Below are 18,265 nucleotides of genomic sequence, written 5' to 3' on the forward strand. Positions count from 1 at the left end.
CTGGAGGCTCCACATGCTGCCGCAGTCCGACGGCCGGCCCAGCACCCCGCCGGAGATGCCCGCGACGTCCACCTCCGAGGTGGAGTCAGAAGCAGAGCTGGCGGCCCGGTTCGAGCGCAACGCCATGCAGTATCACGCCGTATTGCTGCGCGGGGCACGGCGGTTGACCCACAGCGAGGCCGACGCGGAGGATCTGCTGCAAGACACACTCATGAACGCCTATGCGGGATTTCGGCGCTTCCAGCCCGGCACCAACATGCGCGCGTGGTTGTTCCGCATCATGCACAACCGGTGGGTCAGCTTGCATCGCACCAAACAGCGCAGGCCCGACGTGTTCACGGTCGAGGACATCACCGACAGCGATCTGGCCGCCAGCTCGGTGCACATGTCCGCGGTCCACCGCTCTGCCGAGGACGAGGCCCTGGACACCCTGCCGGACAAGGTGATTCGCGCGGCGCTGAGCGATCTGCCCGAGACGTTCCGCCTCACCCTGTACTACGCCGACATGCAGGGACTCACCTACGCGCAGACCGCGGCACTGCTGGGTGTGCCCATGGGTACCGTGATGTCGCGGGTCGCCCGCAGCCGCGAACGGCTGCGGGTCTCGCTGGCAACGTTGGGCGAAACGCGCCGCGGGGAGCAATGCGTGGCGTGACCGGCAATTGACACGGAACCGAACAACGCCGGCGGGCGTCATAAGGACATGTTCGCCGACACCGCCCTGATTCGTGCCCTCGGCAGCGCGTACTGCACCCACGCCGCCGACCTCACCGCCGCCGCAGCGCTGCTGCGGTCGGCCGACACGCCCGCCTCGGCACTCGGGCCGGTCGGCGCCGACTTCCTGGCCGCATTGCGCACGGCGCTCGCCGACCACTCGGCCGCGATTGCCGCGCTGGGTGCTGATGTCCGGACCGCCGCGGTGTCCACCGCCGGGACCGCCGCCGATTTCGACGCCGCAGGCCGGCGGGCCGCCGACCTGCTGCCCTGGGTGTAGTCATGCCGAGCGCCCTCGTCAGCGCGTTGGTCGCACCGCTGCGCGAGGTGCAGGCGCTGGTCGGCCCGGGCTGGTCCGCTCCCGGCGGTCCGGAGGCGACACTCGCCGAGGCGCGTGGCGCGCTCAGCGCCGTGGCCGCGGCCTCCCGCAGGTCATGGGCCGCGGTCGGCGACTGGTCGGGTGCCGCCGCCGAGGCCGCCGGACGGGCTGCGACCGTGACCGCCACGACGGCAGATGCCCTTGCCGACCGTGCGGAAACCCTCGGCGCCGCGGCACGGCAAGCGGGCGCTGCGGTGCAATCGGCCGCTGCGCGGCTGCGGGCCATCGTGGCCGGCTTCGAGGAACGGGCCGCAGCGCTCGAAGCTCGCCTCGACGAACCGGGGGTGGCCGAGGCGCTGCTGGCCGAGGCACAACACGCGCTGCGTGACGCCATCGCCGTCGTCGACGAGTTACGCACCCAACTCGGCGACCATGCCACGGCCGTCGGCACCGAGGGGGCCGCGGCACCCGCCCCGACTGTTCCGGCCGGGCTCGCACCACCGTCAGGCCTGGGTGCTGCGCCCGGATTGCCGACGTCGCCCGCGATGTCGGCCCCATCGAGCCCCGGCGCGCTCTCGGGTATGGCGGGCCCGTTGGCAGCGCTCGTCGGGCGCCACCGGCCCGGCGGTCCGGCAGGCTCGGCACCCGAGACCGCGGTCGGCACCCGCGATCCCGGCACGTTCGGGGAAGGGGTGGCGGTGCGGCTGCCCGACGGCAGCACCGCGCGGGCCCCGAACGCGGTGGCGGCCGACGCCGTGCGCAACGCGTTGACACAGTTGGGTGTGCCCTATCGCTGGGGCGGCACCGCACCCGGCGTCGGCCTGGACTGCAGCGGTCTGACGCAATGGGCGTATCACGAAGCGGGGCTGGACATTCCCCGGCTGGCCCAGGAACAGGATGTCGGCGCCGCGGTGTCTGCGGACGCGCTGCGGCCCGGTGACCTCGCGGTGTGGGACGGCCACGTGGCGATGATCGTCGGTGATTCGACCATGATCGAGGCGGGCGATCCGGTACAGCTCTCGCCGATCCGCACCACCAACGCCGGGCAGGCTTTCCATGGTTTCTTCCGCCCCACCGCTTGACGTCGCCGCCACGATGGCCCGGGCTCGGAACTGCCTCGCGGCGCTCGAGCGGGCCGGTGACGACCTGCGCGCACTGCGCGACGGGGCCGACGCGGTGAATCGCCGACGGCGACTGCTCGACGACCTCGCCGCGGAGTTCGACCGCCAACACCAGACGACGTGACGGGCCGCGCAGGGTGCGCCGTTAGGCTGTGCCGCATGGCTGCTGACATCGTGCCGGTTCGGCTGGCACTGACCAAGGGCGACCTCTACACCTTGTGGGCTCCGCGGTGGCGGGACGCCGGCGACGAGTGGGAGGCGTTCCTCGGCGACGACGAGGACCTGTTCGCCTTCGAGTCGGTCGCCGATCTGGTCGCTTTCGTGCGCACCAACACCGACAACGACCTGGCTGATCATCCCGCGTGGGAGAAGTTGACCGAGGCCTCGGCACACAAGCTCGATCCCGCCGAGGACCGGCAATACGACATCGTCGGGGTACCGGAACTGGTGGCCGACAAGCCCTCCGAAGAATCCGTCGCCAGCCTCCACCGGACCTTGGCGATCGTGTCGTCCATCGGCTCGGTGTGTGAACTGGCCGCGATCAGCAAGTTCTTCAACGGCAACCCGGTGCTCGGCACCCTCGGCGGCGGTCTCGACGAATTCACGGGCCGCAGCGGACGCAAGCGATGGGCCGACATCGAAGGGGTGATCGACCGCGGCTGGGACGCGGTCCTCGACGCCATCGACGAGATCGTCACCATCCCCGAGGGCATCGACGCCGATGCGGTGAAGAAAGCCGAGAAGGAACTCGAAGAGCCCGCGCCGGAGCCTGAGGAGGACGAAACGGAGGTCGAGGAGACCGAAGCCGAGGACACCGACGACGCGGACGAGGACGAGGCCGAAGAGGCCACCGACGACAGCGCCGTGCTCGGCGGCGACGAGGACTTCTGGGTCAAGGTGGGCATCGACCCGGTGCGGCTCATGACGCGGTCCGGGACGGTGTACACGCTGCGCTGCTACCTCGACGACGAGCCGGTCTTCCTGGGCCGCAACGGCCGCATCAGCGTGTTCAGCTCGGAGCGTGCCCTGGCCCGCTACCTGGCCGACGAGCACGACCACGATCTGGCCGATCTGGCCACCTACGACGACATCCGCACCGCCGCCACCGACGGGTCTCTGCGGGTCGACGTGTCCGACGAGAACGTCTATGTGCTCAGCGGCATCTCCGACGACATCGCCGACGGACCCGACGCGATCGACCACGATCAGCTCGAGCTCGCGGTGGAACTGCTGCGCGACGTCAGCGACTACGCCGAGGACAAGACCGTCGAGGAAACCCTGGCCGCCACCACGCCGCTCGGGAAATTCGTCGGCCACGTGCTCGACCCGGACAAGGTGAAGGCCCCGGCCGCGCCCTACGCCGACGCTGTCGAACAGTGGGAGACCCTCGAGCGGTTCGTGGAATCGCGGCTTCGGCCCGAGTAGCCGTCGGATGGTGCCGCCGGCAGCCGATGAATTCTCGGCCCGCCGGCGGTCTATCCGCACATGACTTCCACGAGCCGCCTGTCCACCCGCACCGTCACCGTCCCGGGTGCGCGCCTGCACTACGAGGTGCGTGGGGACGGCCCACTGCTGGTGATCCTCGGCGCCCCGATGTCGGCCGCCGAGTTCGCACCGCTGGCGCACGCGCTGGCTGCCGATCACACCGTCGTGACCACTGATCCGCGCGGCGTCGCCGCCAGCGTCGTCGACGACCCGCACCAGGACTCCACCCCCGACCTGCGTGCCGACGACGTCGCGGCCATCATCGACGACATCGGCGCGGATACGGCCGACGTGTTCGGCTCGTCCGGCGGTGCGGTGACGGGCCTCGCGCTGGTCGCCCGGCACCCCGGCCGGGTGCGCACGCTGGTCGCCCACGAGCCACCGCTGCTCGAACTGCTGCCCGATGCCGACGCGCAACGGGCGGCCACCGACGACATCGTCGCGACGTTTCACCGCGACGGGCATCACGCGGCGTTCGCGCAGTTCATGATCACCGCCGGGTTCGACCTGCCCGACGATGCCCAGCCCGGTCCGCCCGGGGAACCGGATCCGAACGAAGAGGCCAACGCGGCGCACTTCTTCGGCCACGAATTGCGGCCCACCACGCGGTACCTACCCGACCTTGAGGCGCTGCGCAGCGCGCGGGTGGTGCTCGGGCTCGGCGTGGATTCGGGGCGGCTGCTCACCCAGCGCACAACCGTCGCGCTGGCCGAGCTACTGGGCGCCTCCCCGTTCATGTTTCCCGGCGACCACGGCGGATTCCTCAGCGAGCCAGGCGTTTTCGCGAACGCGCTGCGACTGGCATTGGCCTAGGGGCGCGATCAGGAGACCCGCGACACCCTGCCGAGCGATGCGCTGTAGAGCGCGTCGCCGACCAACGTGAAGGTTCCGGCATCTCTGCCCAATTGCCATAGCTGCTGACCGGTCGCAGCGTCGTACGCCGTCGTCGCATCAGAACCGAGACCGCCGATGACGGTCTGGTCGCCATTGACGGCTACCAGACCTGGGCCGCTACCGCCCTGTGCGTCGGCGACGAGCGCGCCGGTCGCGTCCGTGCACTTGCGCACCCGCACCCGCGGCGCACCTGCGCCCGGCTCGGCAGTCGGGATCGCGACGATACAGAGGTCACCGATTCCGGACAGGCTGGGGAGGGTGTGCGGTACCAGTGGCACCTGCTGCGACCAGCGGATCTCTCCGGTGGCATCGTCGACCCCGGCGATCTCCCCGTTGTCCTCGCTGTACACGATCGGCAACGCGACCCCCGACGTCGAATTCTCCACCGACCGCGGCAACGTGTAGGAGGTGAGAAGCGCGGTGTGCGGCAGGCGATAGTGCGCATCTTCGGGAATGCTCCACGCTTTCTTCCCGGTGAAGGAGTAGAAGTCGATCCGCTGCTTCGGGTACCGGTCGGGCTGAACATCGACCGAACTGCCACGCACCGACACTGCGATGCCGCGACTGGTGGCGATCAAATCGTCGACTATGCCGATGGAGAACAGATCGTCTCCGGTTTTGGCGTCATAGAACTTCGTGCCCGTGGGCGCCTTCGCCGCGATGATGCGCTGGTCCAGCAAGGGCTGGACCACACCCGTCATCGACTTGGTCCAGAGCTGCTGTCCGGAATCGTCGAACACCGTGACGCCGTTGGTGTTGTCCACATAGGCCAGCAGTCCAGAGCCACTGTGGCCGCTACTGCCGGACTGCCCGGACACGGTGCTCTTCGTGGTTCCGGTCAACATGTCGACGATCGCTGCCGTCTTGTCGCCGACGCACATGGCCGTGTCACCCGACGTGCCGACCACGCAGTAGACGTAGTCACCGTTTGACTTCGGCCATGGCTGCTGCCACAACTGCGAGCCGCCTGCCGCGTCGAGTCCGATGATGGAGTCGCCGAGCTTGACGATGACGGTCTTGCTATCGCCGCCGAGGACACTCATATAACTGCTGGAGTCCCCTGCCGGCGGATAGCTCCACAGCGTGGTGGGCGCCGCGCTCAGCGAGGGCAGCTTGATCTCGGCGGGCGGACGCGCTTCTGCCGACGCGACCTCGGCCTTGCCTGCCGTGGTGTCGGTGTCGGCGTCGGAGCCTCCCGAGCTGAACTTCCACACGACGACCGAACCGATCACCAGGGCGAGGACGACCACCACCGCGGAGACGACGATTCCGATGACCTTGCCGCGGTGCCGCGGACCGTCTGGCGTCTGCGGGGCGAACTGCGGCGGGTAGCCGTAGCCCGGCTGTGGCGGCTGTCCCCACGCCTGCGTTTGCGGGTAGGTCGGAAACCCCGGCGAAGCCCCGAAGACCGGTGGAGCTTCCTGGCGGACCTCGGGTGCGTCGAACGGCGACTCGGTGGACCCCGATGCCCCTGGCTGACCGTCATTGTCGCCCCACGGCGAACTCCCCCACTGGTTCACGTGGGGAGTGTATTGCAGGTTCGCGCCCTGCCCGCACGGATGGTTGCTGGAGCGCGAACCGGCCCATTCCTTCATAACCCGGTCATAATCGGCGTAAATCGTTGTTTTTACGTTTCTCTTGTCCTTATCAGTCATTGCTGCTACTTTTCTGGCCTATATCAACATTGTGATGGGGATCTCATCAGGCCCCGCGTGTTACGGCCGGCACCCTGCGCGACGGGCCCAGAGAGAAATTGGGAGCTTGTGGACGATTCATTGGTCTTCGGTAGTGCCACCGCGATGGCGGCAGCGCTGCGGCGCCGCGACGTATCCGCACGCGAAGTGCTCGCGGCCCACGTCGCGCAGATCGACCGGTACAACGGCGCCGTCAACGCAATCGTGACCCTCGACGTCGAGGGAGCCGAGCAGGCCGCCGCCGAGGCCGACCGGCGGTGCGCGGCGGGTGAACCGCTGGGCCCGCTGCACGGGCTGCCGATCGCGTTCAAGGACACCCACGCCACCGCAGGCCTGCGCACCACCTTCGGTTCTCCCTTGCACGCCAACTGGATTCCAGAGCAGGACGACGAAATCGTGCGACGTATCCAGGGCGCGGGCGCCATTCGGGTCGGCAAGACCAATGTGCCCGAGTTCGCGGCCGGATCCCATTCGTTCAACCCGGTTTTCGGGACGACCCGCAACCCGTACGCCCTGGATCGGTCGGCCGGCGGCAGCAGCGGCGGTGCGGCAGCCGCGTTGGCGAGCGGCATGCAACCCATCGCCGACGGCAGCGACATGGGTGGTTCCCTGCGCAACCCGGCGTCGTTCTGCAACGTCGTGGGTCTACGGCCGACGACGGGCCGAGTTCCCGACCCCGCCGCGGCCTGGGCGTACCCGAACCTGGCGACGTCCGGTCCCATGGGCCGCACCGTCGACGACGTCGCGCTGCTGCTGTCGGTGATCGCCGGGCCGCATCGCGACGACCCACTGTCGCTGGCCGACGACCCGGCCGGGTTCGCCAGCGTGAAACCTGTTGCGCTCAAAGGGCTTCGCGTGGCGTGGGCGCCGACCCTCGGCGACCGCGTCCCGGTCGACGCCGAGGTGCTGGCTCCGCTGGAAACCGCTGCCAAGGTGTTCGCCGAGCTCGGTGCGCACGTCGAGCCCGCGTGTCCCGACCTCGACGGCGCCGACGCGACGTTCCGCACCTTGCGCGCCGTCGAGTTCGACACGCTGTGGGGTGAGCAGCTCGACGCCACGCCGGAGGCGTTCAAGCCCGACCTGGCGTGGAACATTCGGGAAGGCCGTGCCAGAACCGCGGGTGACATCGGCCGGGCGCTGGCCGAACTGACCCGGCTACAGCGGGCCGCCAACGTCTTCTTCGACACCTACGACGTGTTGCTCGCTCCGGTGAGCCAGGTCGCCCCCTTCGACGCCGAACAGCTCTGGCCTACCGAGGTCGCGGGCGTGGCGCAGCACAACTACCTCGACTGGATGGCAGCGGCCTACCTCATCACCGTGCTCGGCGTGCCTGCCATCTCGGTCCCCGCCGGTTTCACTGCCGGCGGGCTGCCCGTCGGGCTGCAGATCATCACGCGCGCTCGTGGCGAACAGGCGCTGCTCGGCGTCGCCGCCGCATTCGAAGCCGCCACCGAACACGGCATCCGGCGGCCCGCCCTCACCTCGGAGAACCGCTCATGACATCGCCTGTCCTGGAAAGCCCGCGGCGCCTCGCCATCGCGGCCGTCCCGATCCTCGGCTTCCTGTCCACGCCCTTCCTGCCCTTCGTCAACGGCCCGCACCTCTGGTTCGGCGTCCCGTCGGTCCTCGTCTGGACCGCGATCTGGGTGATCGGCACCGTCGTCGCCCTGCGCACCGTCGAGGCCTCCTACCGGCGCGACGGCGGCGACGCGCTCGATGCCGCCGAGGCCGCCGACACTGCCGGAGAAGCCCGATGAACGCGCTCACGGTCTACATCGTGATCGGGTTGTTCGCCATCGGCGCGATCGGCGTCGCGGGCAGCCGCGCCAGGAAACTCGACGAGTGGACCGTCAGCGGCCGCAGCTTCCGCCGGTGGCGGTCATGGTTCCTGCAGGCCGGCGAATCGCTGACCACGTTCAGCTTTCTCGGGTTGTCCGGGATCGCGTTCGGCGGCGGCGTCAGTGCCACGTTCGCCCTTGCGTACCTGTCGATCTCGGCGATCGGCATGTATTTCGTCGCGCCCCGGCTGTGGCGACTCGGCAAGGGCCGCGGCTATCTGACCATGGCCGACTTCTTCATCGACCGGTTCGACAGCGTGCCACTGGGCAAGGTGGTCGCGGTGGTCGGCGCCATCTTTCTGCTGCCCTACCTCGAACTGCAGATCACCGGGCTCGGGCTGATCGTCGAGCTGGCCACCGGCAACGCGTCCAGCCGCGGGCTCTCGATGGTCATCGCCAGCGTGCTGGTCATCGTGTTCGTCGTCTGGGCCGGTATCCGCGGCATCTCGCGGGTCGCAGTGGTCAAGGACGCGCTCATGGTGGTCGCGCTGCTCATCGTGGTGGGCGGTGTCGGGTTCGGCATCGCAGGCATCCCCGAGGTCTTCTCACGGGTGCAGGGTGCTCAACCGGAGCTGCTGACCCTGTCCGCGCCCGGGTACGACACCACGTTCTTCGTCACGGCGGTCGTCGTCACCTCGATCGGCGCCGGCCTCAACGTCTTTCCGCACCTGTGGCCCCCGGTGCTGGCCGCGCGCAGCGGTGAGATCCTGCGCAGCAACTACACCTGGCTCGCGTTCTACCAGCTGTTGCTGTTCGCGCCGATCATCGTCGGGCTCGGCGCCACCCTGATCCTGCCGGCCGCCACCACCGGGAACCATGTCCTTCTCGACACCGCGACGCACACCCTGCCGGACTGGCTGGTGGCGGTCATCGCCATCGGCGGTGCCTCGGCGGCGATGGTTCCGGCGGCCGCGATCGTCATGGGCATCTCAACCCTGGTATCCCGCAACCTGATCACCGGTGGTTCCGAGAAGACCCGGATGCGGGTCAACACCGCCGTCGTCGCGGCGGCCATCATCCTGGCGCTCGGCTTCGGACTCGGTGGTGCCAGCATCTCCAGCCTGCTGTTGCTCACCTACGGCGGGCTGACCCAGCTCGCCCCCGCGATCCTGGTGGCACTGCGAGGACGAGTCACTGTGGGCGCCGTCCCGGTGCTGATCGGGATCGTGATCGGAGTACTGGTCGTCAGTTGGATCACGTTCTTCGAGATTCCGATCGGCAGTTGGGATTCCGGCTTCATCGCGCTGGGCCCCAACATCGTGGCAGTGATCATCGCCGAGGCGATCCGACGCCGGATGCCTCGCGCTGCGATCAACCAGGAAGTACCGGTTGCGAGGTGAATACTGAGCCGGTGCCGGAACCACTCGACCCACTCGCCCGACGGATCACCGAGGCCCTCCAGGTCAACGGGAGGGCCTCATGGCGGCGGATCGCACAGGTGCTCGACGAGCCGGTCCGCACCGTTGCCCGCCGCGGTGCCGCACTCTTGGAGGACGGTACGGTTCAGGTCGTCGGCCTGACCGCGTTGGCACCGACGCATCTGCTGCGGCTGCGGTGCCGACCGGACACGGTCCATGCGGTGGCGCGCACCCTGGCATCGTGGCCGCAGACGGTGTTCGTTTACGTCCTGGCCGAATCCGCCGAAGTGATCACCGAGGTGACGGCGGACTTCGACGCGCTGCCAGCACTACTCGGCGCGGAACTGGACGGCGTGCTGACCCACCGCTTGACCCCGGTGCTGCAGTACTTCAGGACCGTCGCCGAATGGCGTGCCGGTGTGCTGAGCCCCGCAGAGGTCGCCGAACTCGAATTGCCCGACGTCCCACCGGAACAGACCCGGACGGGTCTGCTGGTCGACGATGTCGACCGCGCCATCATCGATGCGCTCGTCGCCGACGGGCGCACCCCGTTCGAGACGATCGCGACGCTGGCCGGGTTCTCCGAGGCCACCGCCCGGCGGCGCATCGATCAATTGATCCAGCGCGGTGTGGTCCGTATTCGCGCCGTCGTCGGTCCGGCCCTGCTGGGGCTGCCCGTCGAAGCCCTGCTGTGGATCCGGTGCGCACCCCAGCACGCCGAACACATCGGAACCGCGCTCGCCCGTTCACCTCTCGTGCGTTACGCGGCCATGGTGATGGGCGAGTATCCGGTCGTGGTCGACGTCACCGCCCGCGACGTCGCCGAGCTACGCGACTTTCTCGTCAACGGCCCCTGGGAATCTCGCGTCGAGTCGGTCCACGCGACCCTGCTGATCCAGACCTACAAGCGTGGCGGTGTGGTGACCGCAGCACTGAAATGAAAGGCCCTCAATGCTTCTGACATCTCTCGATGCCGCCACCCGCGATGCGGCGGCGGTCACCATCGGCGAGCAGAGTCTGTCGAGGGCGGAATTGCTCAGTGCGGCAACGGCTCTCACGTCAGCACTGCCGGCCGAGCATCCCGTGGCGGTCTACGCCGAGCCCACGCTGGACACCGTCGTCGCCGTGACCGCCTGCCTGCTGGCCGGTGCGCCCGTGGTGCCCGTCCCGCCCGACTCCGGCAGCGCCGAGCTGCGCCACATCCTGTCCGACGCCGCTGTCGAGTGCTGGGCCGGGCCGGCGCACCCGGAGTCCGACTTGCCGGTGATACCCGCTCGCGGACACGCGGGCGGCGGTGCGGTCCTGCCGCCTGCGGACGACGCCGTCGCGATGATCCTCTACACGTCGGGCACCACCGGAGCCCCCAAGGGCGTCAACCTCAGCCACCGGGCCTTGGCGGCAGGCATCGATGCCGTCGCCGATGCGTGGCAGTGGAGTGCCGACGACACCGTCGTGCACGGCCTGCCGCTGTTCCACCTGCACGGGTTGGTGCTCGGTGTGCTGGGCTCACTTCGGATCGGCTCACGCGTCGTGCACACCGTCAAACCACGCCCCGAGCGCTACGCCGCGGTGCCCGGAACCATGTACTTCGGGGTGCCGACCGTGTGGTCACGCATCGCCGCCGACGACGATGCGGCCCGCGCGCTGAGCGGGGCCCGGCTGCTCGTCTCGGGCAGCGCACCGCTGCCCACGCCCGTCTTCCACCGCATCACCGAACTCACCGGCCACGCCCCGATCGAGCGTTACGGCATGAGCGAAACCATGATCACGCTGAGCACCCGCGCGGTCGGTGACCGCAGGCCCGGCTCGGTCGGCCAACCCGTGCTGGGTGTGCAGACCCGGCTGCGGACCGAGGATGGGCAGGGTGTGCCCGATGACGGCGAGAGCATCGGGCGCCTGCAGGTACGCGGTCCCATGCTGTTCGACAGTTACCTCAACCGGCCCGAGGCGACGGCCGAATCATGGACCGACGACGGCTGGTTCATCACCGGCGACGTCGCGACGCGCGATATGCAGGGCTTCCACCGGATCGTCGGGCGGGAGTCCGTCGACCTGATCAAGTCCGGCGGCTACCGCGTCGGCGCAGGCGAGGTGGAAACCGCGCTGCTGGCCCACCCCGCCGTCCGCGAGGTGGCCGTCGTCGGGCAGGCCGACGCCGACCTGGGGCAGCGGATCGTGGCGTACGTGGTCACCGACGACACCGACCGGGCCCAGCTGGGCGGCCGCCTGATCGAGTTCGTGACCGGCACCCTCTCGCATCACAAGCGTCCCCGCGACGTCATCTTCCTCGATGAATTGCCGAGGAACGCAATGGGAAAGGTGCAGAAGAAACTCCTGGGCAGCTGAGACTCAGCCCACCAGCACGGCGTAGCGCGGCTTGATCACCTCGTCGATGATGGCCAGCCGCTCGTCGAACGGGATGAACGCGGACTTCATCGCGTTGATGGTGAAGCGTTCCAGGTCGCTCCACCCGTAGCCGAAGGCCTCGACCAGACGCGTCATCTCCTGCGTCATGGTGGTGTCGCTCATCAACCGGTTGTCGGTGTTGACCGTGACCCGGAACCGCAGTCGGGCCAACCGGTCGAACGGGTGCTCGGCGATGGACGACGCCGCCCCGGTCTGCACATTGCTGCTCGGGCACATCTCCAGCGGAATGCGCTTGTCCCGCAGGATCGCCGCCAGCCGGCCGAGTTTCTGGGTGCCGTCGTCGAGCTGGGTGATGTCGTCGACGATGCGCACGCCGTGACCGAGCCGGTCTGCTCCGCAGAACGCGATCGCCTCATGGATGGACGGCAGCCCGAACGCCTCGCCGGCGTGAATTGTGAAGCGCGCGTTGTTGCTTCGCATGTACTCGAACGCGTCGAGGTGCCGGGACGGCGGATAGCCGGCCTCGGCCCCGGCGATGTCGAAACCCACCACCCCCTTGTCGCGGAACCGGATGGCCAGTTCGGCGATCTCGCGGGACCGGGCAGCGTGCCGCATCGCGGTGACCAGGCAGCGCACGGTGATGGTGCGCCCCTCGGCCGCGGCCGCCTTCTCCCCGTCGGCGAAGCCGGCCAGCACCGCGTCTACCACCGCATCCAGGGACAAGCCGCGGTCGATGTGCAGTTCGGGAGCGAACCGGATCTCGGCGTACACCACGTTGTCCGCGGCGAGGTCTTCGACGCATTCGTGGGCGACCCGGTGCAGCGCCTCGGGTGTCTGCATGACGCCGACGGTGTGGGCGAAGGGCTCCAGGTACCGCACCAGCGAGCCGCTGTGCGCGGCCGTGCGGAAGAAGGTCGCCAGCTCGTCGACTTCGGTGGCGGGCAAATCGTCGTAGCCGAACTGACCGGCAAGATCGAGCACGGTGGCCGGCCGCAGGCCACCGTCGAGGTGATCGTGCAGCAGGGCTTTGGGGGCGTGGCGGATCATGTCGAAGGTCAGCGGGGTACTCATAGCTCCATCATCCGCGACCGCGGCGGAACTGCGCAGACGAAACCACACCGTTGCTGATGACGATCAGACCAATACCGGCCCACTCGTGGACATCCAGCGGTTGGCTCAGCAGCAGCCAGCCTGCCAGGGCCGCCCAGATCGGATTGACGCTCGTGAACGTGCCGAAGACGTGGGCCGGTACCCGACGCAGCGCGAGCAGATCCGCGACGTAGGGCACGATCGACGACATCAGCCCGCAGGCGACGGCGAGCGCGATCGCGGCGGCGGTGGGCGCATGGAAGGCGAACCAGGCCACTGCAATCGGAGTCCAGGCGACGGCGGCGACGCCATCGCGGCGGGCCGTGGCGTGGGCACCACGGCCGAGGCGACCGCACACCACCATCCGCGGCCCGGCGTCACCTACCGCCCGATCAAAGACGGGCCGCGCATCGCCGTCCGGCTGGTGTGGCGACACGATGATCGCCCGGAAGGGCTCGACGCTCTCGTCGACGCCATCACCCGGCTCTACGCGTCGTGAGGATCGCGGTCAGTCGATCCGGTCGATGATCACCGGGCGACGCGCCGGCGCGACATCGCCGAGGACCCAGGCGCCGTCGAGTTCGGCCAGCGCAGCGGGCAGCCGGTCGGCTGTGTCGGTGTAGAGCGTGAAGATGGGGTCTCCGGCCGCCACCGGCTCACCCGGTGTGCGGTGAATCCGGACTCCTGCGCCGGATTGCACGGGATCGCCAGGGTGGGCGCGGCCGGCGCCCAGCCGCCAGGCGGCCATCGCCACGCCCATGGCGTCGATGTCTCCCATCACGCCGCCGCGGGTCGCGGTGACGCTCTCCGAACAGGCGCCGACGGGCAACGGCTGGGACAGGTCGCCACCCTGGGCGGTCACCACATCCCGGAAGCGGTCCATGGCCGAGCCGTCCCGCAGCGTCTCGGCAGGGTCGACACCGTCGATGCCGACGGCGGCGAGCATCTCGGCGGCCAGCGCAACCGTCAGCTCGATCACGTCGGCCGGCCCGCCGCCGGCCAGTACCTCCAGCGACTCGGCCACCTCGACCGCGTTGCCGACGGTGCGCCCCAACGGCCGGTCCATGTCGGTCAGCAGGGCCCGCGTCGGAACCCCGTAGGCATTGCCGAGATCGACCATGGTGCGGGCGAGCTCGCGGGATTCGGCCTCGGTCTTGAGGAACGCACCGCGCCCCACCTTGACGTCGAGGACCAGCGCTTCGGCTCCCTCGGCCAGCTTCTTGCTCATCACCGAGCTGGCGATGAGCGGTAGCGATTCGGTGGTGGCGGTGACGTCCCGCAGGGCGTAGATCTTGCGATCGGCCGGCGCCAGGTCGCCGGCCGCGAAGATGGCCGCGCCGACCTCGCAAAGCTGTTGCCGGATACGGTCTTTGGACAGCTCGGCAGTGAATCCGGGAATCGCCTCCAGCTTGTCGAGCGTGCCGCCGGTGTGCCCGAGGCCGCGTCCGGCGGCCTGCGGCACACTGCCACCACAGGCCAGCACGACGGGCACGAGCGGGATGGTGATCTTGTCGCCGACCCCGCCGGTGGAGTGCTTGTCCACCAGGGCCAGCGGCGTGCCGGCCCGGCGCAGATCGGTGAAGTCGAACCGCTCCCCCGACGCCACCATCGCCGCGGTCCATCGAGCGATCTCCGCGGGCGTCATGCCACGCAGGAATATCGCCATCAGCAGCGCCGACATCTGCTCGTCGGCAACCTGGCCATGGGTGTACCCGGCGATGACCCAGTCGATGGCCGCGTCGGACAGCACGCCGCCGTCGCGTTTGGTCCGGATGATGGTGGGGGCGTCGATGGCGCAAATCCTAGCCGCTCATTCGGCGAGCGCGCCCCGCAGCAATGTCCGTAGCGCCCAGTCGAAATCGTCCTGTTGGGGCGGAGCGCCCTGCAGATGCCCGAACGGGTGCCGAGACATCAAGTGGCCGATGATTAGGCGCCACGCGGCGCGGTAGGCGCGTTGCGCGGCCACGTCGTCGAGACCCGCACCGCGCAGCAATGCCATGCAGTGGTCGGCCACCGGTTTCGCCGACGGCAGTGCGTAGTCGCCGTCGGCGATGACCGGTCCGCTCCACGGATGTGCGACCAGGTGGTCGTACATGGCGCGCCATTGCCGGATCACCGCCTCCACCGGAGCGGCGCCTGCCGGGTCGATCAGCGGATAGCCGGCCACCAGATCCTCGACGAGCAGCAGCAGCAGCTCCTGACGGTCGGCGATGTGCCGGTAGAGCGAGGCCGCACCGGTGCCGAGTTCACCCGCGATGCGGCGCAGCGTCAGCTCGGCCAGGCCGTCGCGGTCGGCGATCCTGCGCGCCGCGGCCACGATCGTCGCCTTGCTCAGTGGTTGCGTCACAGGTAGCCCCCTGTGCGAACAGTGTTCGCGCTACCGTGAGAAGCCGTGCGAACGCTGTTCGCGCACGTAGCGAGCCTCTTATCAAGGAGATCCATGGACGTCATCGCCCGTCAGCATGCCGCATCAGGGGCCATTCGACGGTACGGTTCGGGGCGCATCCTCACCGCGATGTGCATGGTCGTCGTCTCCTACGGACTGCTGCAGACCATGCTCGTGCCGAGTATCGGCGTCCTGCAACGCGATCTGCACACGACCACCACCGCAGCATCGTGGGCGGTGCTGTCGGCGATGCTGCTCGCCAGCGCCGTCGTGACGCCTGTCGTGAGCCGCATCGGCGACGGGTTCGGCAAGCGCCGGGTGCTGCTCTGGATGCTGGCGATCTACCTGGCGGCCACGGTGGCGTCGATCGGCGCGCCCGATATCGGCACGCTCATCGCCTGCCGGGCCGTTCAGGGCGTGAGTCTCACCCTGCTGCCACTGACGTTCGCGATCCTGCGCGAGGCGCTCCCGCCAAGGCGGGTTCATACCGGGCCGGCGGTGGCATCCGGGCTCGTGACCGGGACTGCCGGGGTCGGGCTGTTGATCGGCGGCCTGGTGGTGGACCACGCATCGTGGCGGTGGCTGTTCGCGATCGGCGCGATTCCGGTGGCGGCCGCCCTGATCATGACGGCACGGTGGATTCCGGAAAGCCGCGAGCGCCACCCCGGCCGGCTCGACGTGGCGGGCACAGCCGCGATAACCGCAGGACTGCTGGCACTGCTGCTCGCCGTCACCCAGGGACCAGCGTGGGGCTGGTCGTCAGCTCGCGTGCTCGGCCTGTTCGGGACAGCCGTCGTGATGCTCGCGGGGTTCGTCGCCGTCGAACGACGGGTGACCCACCCCGTCGTGGACCTTGCCCTGCTGACCAAACCTCGCCTGTCGGCAGCACATCTGGGCGCGTTGCTGCTCGGCGTCAACCAGTTCGTGGTGTACGTGGCACTACCCAAACTGGCCGAACTACCTACGGGTAACCCAGGGTTCGGATTGTCGGTGACTGGCGCCGCACTGGTCCTGATGCCCGGGACACTGTTGACGATGCCCGCCAGCTGGGCGGCAGGAGCGATAGCCGACCGGTTCGGCGTACGGGCCCCGCTGACCGTCGGGCTGGCGCTTGCAGCGGTCGGCACCGCGCTGCTGGCCGCCGCCCACGGATCGGTGTGGCATGCGGTACTGAACTACTCCATCGCCGGCGTCGGTTGGGGATTGGCGATGGCGGCACTGCCCAGGATGGTCAATGCGGGCTGCCCACCGGCGCAGAGCGGCAGCGCCAATGGGCTGAATACGGTGGCGCGCACCGTCGGCGGCGCGCTCGGCGGCCAGCTCGCAGCCGCGATGCTGGTCAGCTGGGCGGACGTCAACACCGGTTTCACCGTGGTGTTTTCGATCGCAGCGGGCGTCGCCGCGATGGGGGGACTGCTGGTACCGCTTTGGCGGTACCGAGATCGGACCGACTAGACGCCGGTGAGAGCCATTGACCCGCTTGACATCACGGTCGCGGCGGCGTCCTCGATCGCTCGAGGTCATCGGGCCCGAACGCGTCGGGGAGCAACTCGGCGAGCCGGCGCGGGCCAACTGGATGGTCGATCAACAACTCGGGGCCGCCATGTTCCAGCAGCACTTGCCGACACCTCCCGCAGGGCATCAGCAGTGCGCCATCGGGCCCGACACAGCTCAATGCGATCAGCCGTCCGCCGCCCGAAGAATGCAGGTTGCAGACCACAGCGCACTCGGCACAGAGACCTAGGCCATATGAGACATTCTCCACATTGCAGCCGATAACCACGCGGTCGTCGTCGACCAGTGCTGCGGCGCCGACCGGAAATTGGGAATATGGCGCATACGCGGTTTCAGATGCAGCAATTGCCTTCTCTCGCAATACTTTCCAGTCGACAACCCGCGTCACGTCAGTGTCCCGAAAATAGGTTCTGAATGCATTCCGAAACCTCCGCCTCATCGACGTGCGATGTGGATAGGTAAACCTAACTTCTGGCTGTTTGGCCCGCCTTACAGCGACACCGTATTCGTTCGCCAGTGCAAATGGGTTTAGAGTCGCCCCGAGGTTTGGGGCTAATCGACAGACCAGGTCCCGAACGTCCACCGATGACGTTGGAGGGCGATGTGAGTACTCAGACGGAGGTGCCGGCTGCGCGATCCGGGAAACCGCGCCGGCGCACGTTGTATCGCGGGGATCCGGGGATGTGGTCGTGGGTGTTGCATCGCATCACCGGCGCGACGATTTTCTTTTTCCTGTTTGTCCATGTGTTGGACACCGCGTTGGTGCGGGTCAGCCCGCAGGCCTATAACGCGGTCATCGAGACCTACAAAACCCCGATTGTCGGGTTGATGGAGATGGGTCTGGTCGCCGCGGTGCTCTTCCATGCCCTCAACGGCATCCGGGTCATCCTCATCGACTTCTGGGCCCAGGGCCCGCGCTATCAACGCCACATGCTCGCCGTGGCCGTCACCGTATTCGTCATCGCCTTGATCGCCGGACTAGGAGTACTCGGTATGCACATGACGGAGCGGTTCCTGTGAGCGCCCCGGGTGAATCGCGCCTGGGCCGGCCCGCACCGGTACTGGAACGCGAACACGACCGTCCCGCGGCGCTGGATCACCCCCGCGCCCCACGCCGCCCGCGCGGCATCCCCTACTTCGAGAAGTACGCGTGGCTGTTCATGCGGTTCTCCGGGGTGGCGCTGGTGTTTTTGGCGCTGGGGCACCTGTTCATCATGCTGATGTGGCAAGACGGCGTGTACCGCATCGACTTCAACTACGTCGCCACCCGATGGGCCTCGCCGTTCTGGCAGATCTGGGACATGGCCCTGCTGTGGCTGGCCATGATCCACGGCGCCAACGGCATGCGCACCATCATCGGCGACTACGCCCGCAAAAACGTGACCAAGTTCTACCTGAACTCACTGCTACTTTTGGCCACCGGGTTCACCCTGGTGCTGGGCACCTACGTCCTGGTCACCTTCGACGCCAACATCGGGGGCTAAC

Annotated in this window: 21 protein-coding genes; 15 read left to right on the forward strand and 6 right to left on the reverse strand. The window is 68.6% G+C overall.

Annotation, left to right across the window (positions count from 1 at the left end; genetic code table 11):
- Positions 1-13: 13 nt before the first annotated feature.
- Genes BTO20_RS26960 through BTO20_RS26980 form a run of 6 tightly spaced genes read left to right on the forward strand, consistent with a single transcriptional unit; the run spans position 14 to position 4,452 of the window.
- A complete protein-coding gene (locus tag BTO20_RS26960) occupies positions 14-655 on the forward strand; it encodes a sigma-70 family RNA polymerase sigma factor (RefSeq protein ID WP_269770302.1) in 642 nt (213 codons plus the stop codon).
- 48 nt (positions 656-703) lie between these two features.
- A complete protein-coding gene (locus BTO20_RS26965; RefSeq protein ID WP_087079051.1) occupies positions 704-994 on the forward strand; it encodes a hypothetical protein in 291 nt (96 codons plus the stop codon).
- 2 nt (positions 995-996) lie between these two features.
- A complete protein-coding gene (locus BTO20_RS26970; RefSeq protein ID WP_087079052.1) occupies positions 997-2,115 on the forward strand; it encodes a C40 family peptidase in 1,119 nt (372 codons plus the stop codon).
- Complete coding sequence (locus BTO20_RS39525) at positions 2,090-2,278, forward strand: hypothetical protein (protein ID WP_157680333.1); 189 nt, start codon at positions 2,090-2,092, stop codon at positions 2,276-2,278. The genes BTO20_RS26970 and BTO20_RS39525 overlap by 26 nt, the downstream gene beginning before the upstream one ends.
- A 35-nt stretch (positions 2,279-2,313) precedes the next feature.
- Positions 2,314-3,579: a protein export chaperone SatS gene (satS, locus tag BTO20_RS26975; protein WP_087079053.1), complete on the forward strand. Its 1,266-nt coding sequence runs from the start codon at positions 2,314-2,316 to the stop codon at positions 3,577-3,579.
- Between the two features lie 60 nt (positions 3,580-3,639).
- On the forward strand, positions 3,640-4,452 hold the full coding sequence (locus BTO20_RS26980) for an alpha/beta fold hydrolase (protein WP_087079054.1): 813 nt from the start codon (positions 3,640-3,642) through the stop codon (positions 4,450-4,452).
- 8 nt (positions 4,453-4,460) lie between these two features.
- On the opposite strand, the gene BTO20_RS26985 is transcribed toward BTO20_RS26980, so the two are convergent.
- Complete coding sequence (locus BTO20_RS26985) at positions 4,461-6,053, reverse strand: outer membrane protein assembly factor BamB family protein (protein ID WP_157680334.1); 1,593 nt, start codon at positions 6,051-6,053, stop codon at positions 4,461-4,463.
- Between the two features lie 243 nt (positions 6,054-6,296).
- Between BTO20_RS26985 and BTO20_RS26990 the strand changes: the two genes are divergently transcribed.
- From BTO20_RS26990 to BTO20_RS27010, 5 genes are read left to right on the forward strand one after another with little or no spacing between them, the layout of a single operon-like run.
- Complete coding sequence (locus BTO20_RS26990) at positions 6,297-7,727, forward strand: amidase (protein WP_232490867.1); 1,431 nt, start codon at positions 6,297-6,299, stop codon at positions 7,725-7,727.
- Positions 7,724-7,984, forward strand: a complete 261-nt coding sequence (locus tag BTO20_RS26995) for a hypothetical protein (RefSeq protein WP_083166591.1) — start codon at positions 7,724-7,726, stop codon at positions 7,982-7,984. Before BTO20_RS26990 ends, BTO20_RS26995 begins: the two co-directional genes overlap by 4 nt.
- Complete coding sequence (locus BTO20_RS27000) at positions 7,981-9,405, forward strand: sodium:solute symporter family protein (RefSeq protein WP_087079056.1); 1,425 nt, start codon at positions 7,981-7,983, stop codon at positions 9,403-9,405. The genes BTO20_RS26995 and BTO20_RS27000 overlap by 4 nt, the downstream gene beginning before the upstream one ends.
- A gap of 11 nt (positions 9,406-9,416) precedes the next feature.
- Positions 9,417-10,364 (forward strand): Lrp/AsnC family transcriptional regulator, encoded by a 948-nt coding sequence (locus tag BTO20_RS27005; RefSeq protein ID WP_198344081.1) that lies wholly within the window; start codon positions 9,417-9,419, stop codon positions 10,362-10,364.
- A gap of 10 nt (positions 10,365-10,374) precedes the next feature.
- A complete protein-coding gene (locus BTO20_RS27010) occupies positions 10,375-11,769 on the forward strand; it encodes an acyl-CoA synthetase (RefSeq protein WP_087079058.1) in 1,395 nt (464 codons plus the stop codon).
- A 3-nt stretch (positions 11,770-11,772) separates the two neighbouring features.
- On the opposite strand, the gene BTO20_RS27015 is transcribed toward BTO20_RS27010, so the two are convergent.
- Positions 11,773-12,861, reverse strand: a complete 1,089-nt coding sequence (locus BTO20_RS27015; protein ID WP_087079059.1) for an adenosine deaminase — start codon at positions 12,859-12,861, stop codon at positions 11,773-11,775.
- 7 nt (positions 12,862-12,868) lie between these two features.
- Positions 12,869-13,156: an EamA family transporter gene (locus BTO20_RS27020; RefSeq protein WP_232490868.1), complete on the reverse strand. Its 288-nt coding sequence runs from the start codon at positions 13,154-13,156 to the stop codon at positions 12,869-12,871.
- Here BTO20_RS27020 and BTO20_RS27025 point away from each other — a divergent pair.
- A complete protein-coding gene (locus BTO20_RS27025; RefSeq protein ID WP_232490869.1) occupies positions 13,136-13,378 on the forward strand; it encodes a type 2 periplasmic-binding domain-containing protein in 243 nt (80 codons plus the stop codon). The two genes, BTO20_RS27020 and BTO20_RS27025, sit on opposite strands and share 21 nt — an antisense overlap.
- Before the next feature lie 9 nt (positions 13,379-13,387).
- Here BTO20_RS27025 and BTO20_RS27030 read toward each other — a convergent pair whose 3' ends face one another.
- Positions 13,388-14,680 (reverse strand): thymidine phosphorylase, encoded by a 1,293-nt coding sequence (locus BTO20_RS27030; RefSeq protein ID WP_198344576.1) that lies wholly within the window; start codon positions 14,678-14,680, stop codon positions 13,388-13,390.
- Between the two features lie 9 nt (positions 14,681-14,689).
- The gene (locus BTO20_RS27035; RefSeq protein WP_087079061.1) at positions 14,690-15,226 is read right to left on the reverse strand and encodes a TetR/AcrR family transcriptional regulator; all 537 of its coding nucleotides are present in this window, start codon (positions 15,224-15,226) and stop codon (positions 14,690-14,692) included.
- A gap of 93 nt (positions 15,227-15,319) precedes the next feature.
- On the opposite strand from BTO20_RS27035, the gene BTO20_RS27040 reads away from it, so the two are divergent.
- The gene (locus BTO20_RS27040) at positions 15,320-16,720 is read left to right on the forward strand and encodes an MFS transporter (protein ID WP_087079062.1); all 1,401 of its coding nucleotides are present in this window, start codon (positions 15,320-15,322) and stop codon (positions 16,718-16,720) included.
- Positions 16,721-16,751: 31 nt separating this feature from the next.
- On the opposite strand, the gene BTO20_RS27045 is transcribed toward BTO20_RS27040, so the two are convergent.
- Positions 16,752-17,168 (reverse strand): cytidine deaminase, encoded by a 417-nt coding sequence (locus BTO20_RS27045; protein ID WP_087079063.1) that lies wholly within the window; start codon positions 17,166-17,168, stop codon positions 16,752-16,754.
- A gap of 197 nt (positions 17,169-17,365) precedes the next feature.
- Here BTO20_RS27045 and sdhC point away from each other — a divergent pair, with 197 nt between their 5' ends.
- Positions 17,366-17,800 carry a succinate dehydrogenase, cytochrome b556 subunit gene (gene sdhC / locus BTO20_RS27050; protein WP_408632121.1) on the forward strand — a complete coding sequence of 145 codons (435 nt, stop codon included), beginning with the start codon at positions 17,366-17,368 and terminating at the stop codon, positions 17,798-17,800.
- A complete protein-coding gene (locus BTO20_RS27055) occupies positions 17,797-18,264 on the forward strand; it encodes a succinate dehydrogenase hydrophobic membrane anchor subunit (RefSeq protein WP_083166605.1) in 468 nt (155 codons plus the stop codon). Before sdhC ends, BTO20_RS27055 begins: the two co-directional genes overlap by 4 nt.
- Position 18,265 lies beyond the last annotated feature (1 nt).

It is taken from the genome of Mycobacterium dioxanotrophicus (assembly GCF_002157835.1).
Classification (GTDB): Bacteria; Actinomycetota; Actinomycetes; order Mycobacteriales; family Mycobacteriaceae; genus Mycobacterium; species Mycobacterium dioxanotrophicus.

Coding starts and splice junctions, on each gene's coding strand:
- BTO20_RS27015 (WP_087079059.1), bottom strand. CDS start 12,861: ATGAGTACCCCGCTGACCTTCGACATGATCCGCCACGCCCCCAAAGCC.
- BTO20_RS27000 (WP_087079056.1), top strand. CDS start 7,981: ATGAACGCGCTCACGGTCTACATCGTGATCGGGTTGTTCGCCATCGGC.
- BTO20_RS27010 (WP_087079058.1), top strand. CDS start 10,375: ATGCTTCTGACATCTCTCGATGCCGCCACCCGCGATGCGGCGGCGGTC.
- BTO20_RS26980 (WP_087079054.1), top strand. CDS start 3,640: ATGACTTCCACGAGCCGCCTGTCCACCCGCACCGTCACCGTCCCGGGT.
- satS (WP_087079053.1), top strand. CDS start 2,314: ATGGCTGCTGACATCGTGCCGGTTCGGCTGGCACTGACCAAGGGCGAC.
- sdhC (WP_408632121.1), top strand. CDS start 17,366: ATGACGTTGGAGGGCGATGTGAGTACTCAGACGGAGGTGCCGGCTGCG.
- BTO20_RS26970 (WP_087079052.1), top strand. CDS start 997: ATGCCGAGCGCCCTCGTCAGCGCGTTGGTCGCACCGCTGCGCGAGGTG.
- BTO20_RS27025 (WP_232490869.1), top strand. CDS start 13,136: ATGGAAGGCGAACCAGGCCACTGCAATCGGAGTCCAGGCGACGGCGGC.
- BTO20_RS26995 (WP_083166591.1), top strand. CDS start 7,724: ATGACATCGCCTGTCCTGGAAAGCCCGCGGCGCCTCGCCATCGCGGCC.
- BTO20_RS39525 (WP_157680333.1), top strand. CDS start 2,090: ATGGTTTCTTCCGCCCCACCGCTTGACGTCGCCGCCACGATGGCCCGG.
- BTO20_RS26965 (WP_087079051.1), top strand. CDS start 704: ATGTTCGCCGACACCGCCCTGATTCGTGCCCTCGGCAGCGCGTACTGC.
- BTO20_RS26960 (WP_269770302.1), top strand. CDS start 14: ATGCTGCCGCAGTCCGACGGCCGGCCCAGCACCCCGCCGGAGATGCCC.
- BTO20_RS27040 (WP_087079062.1), top strand. CDS start 15,320: ATGGACGTCATCGCCCGTCAGCATGCCGCATCAGGGGCCATTCGACGG.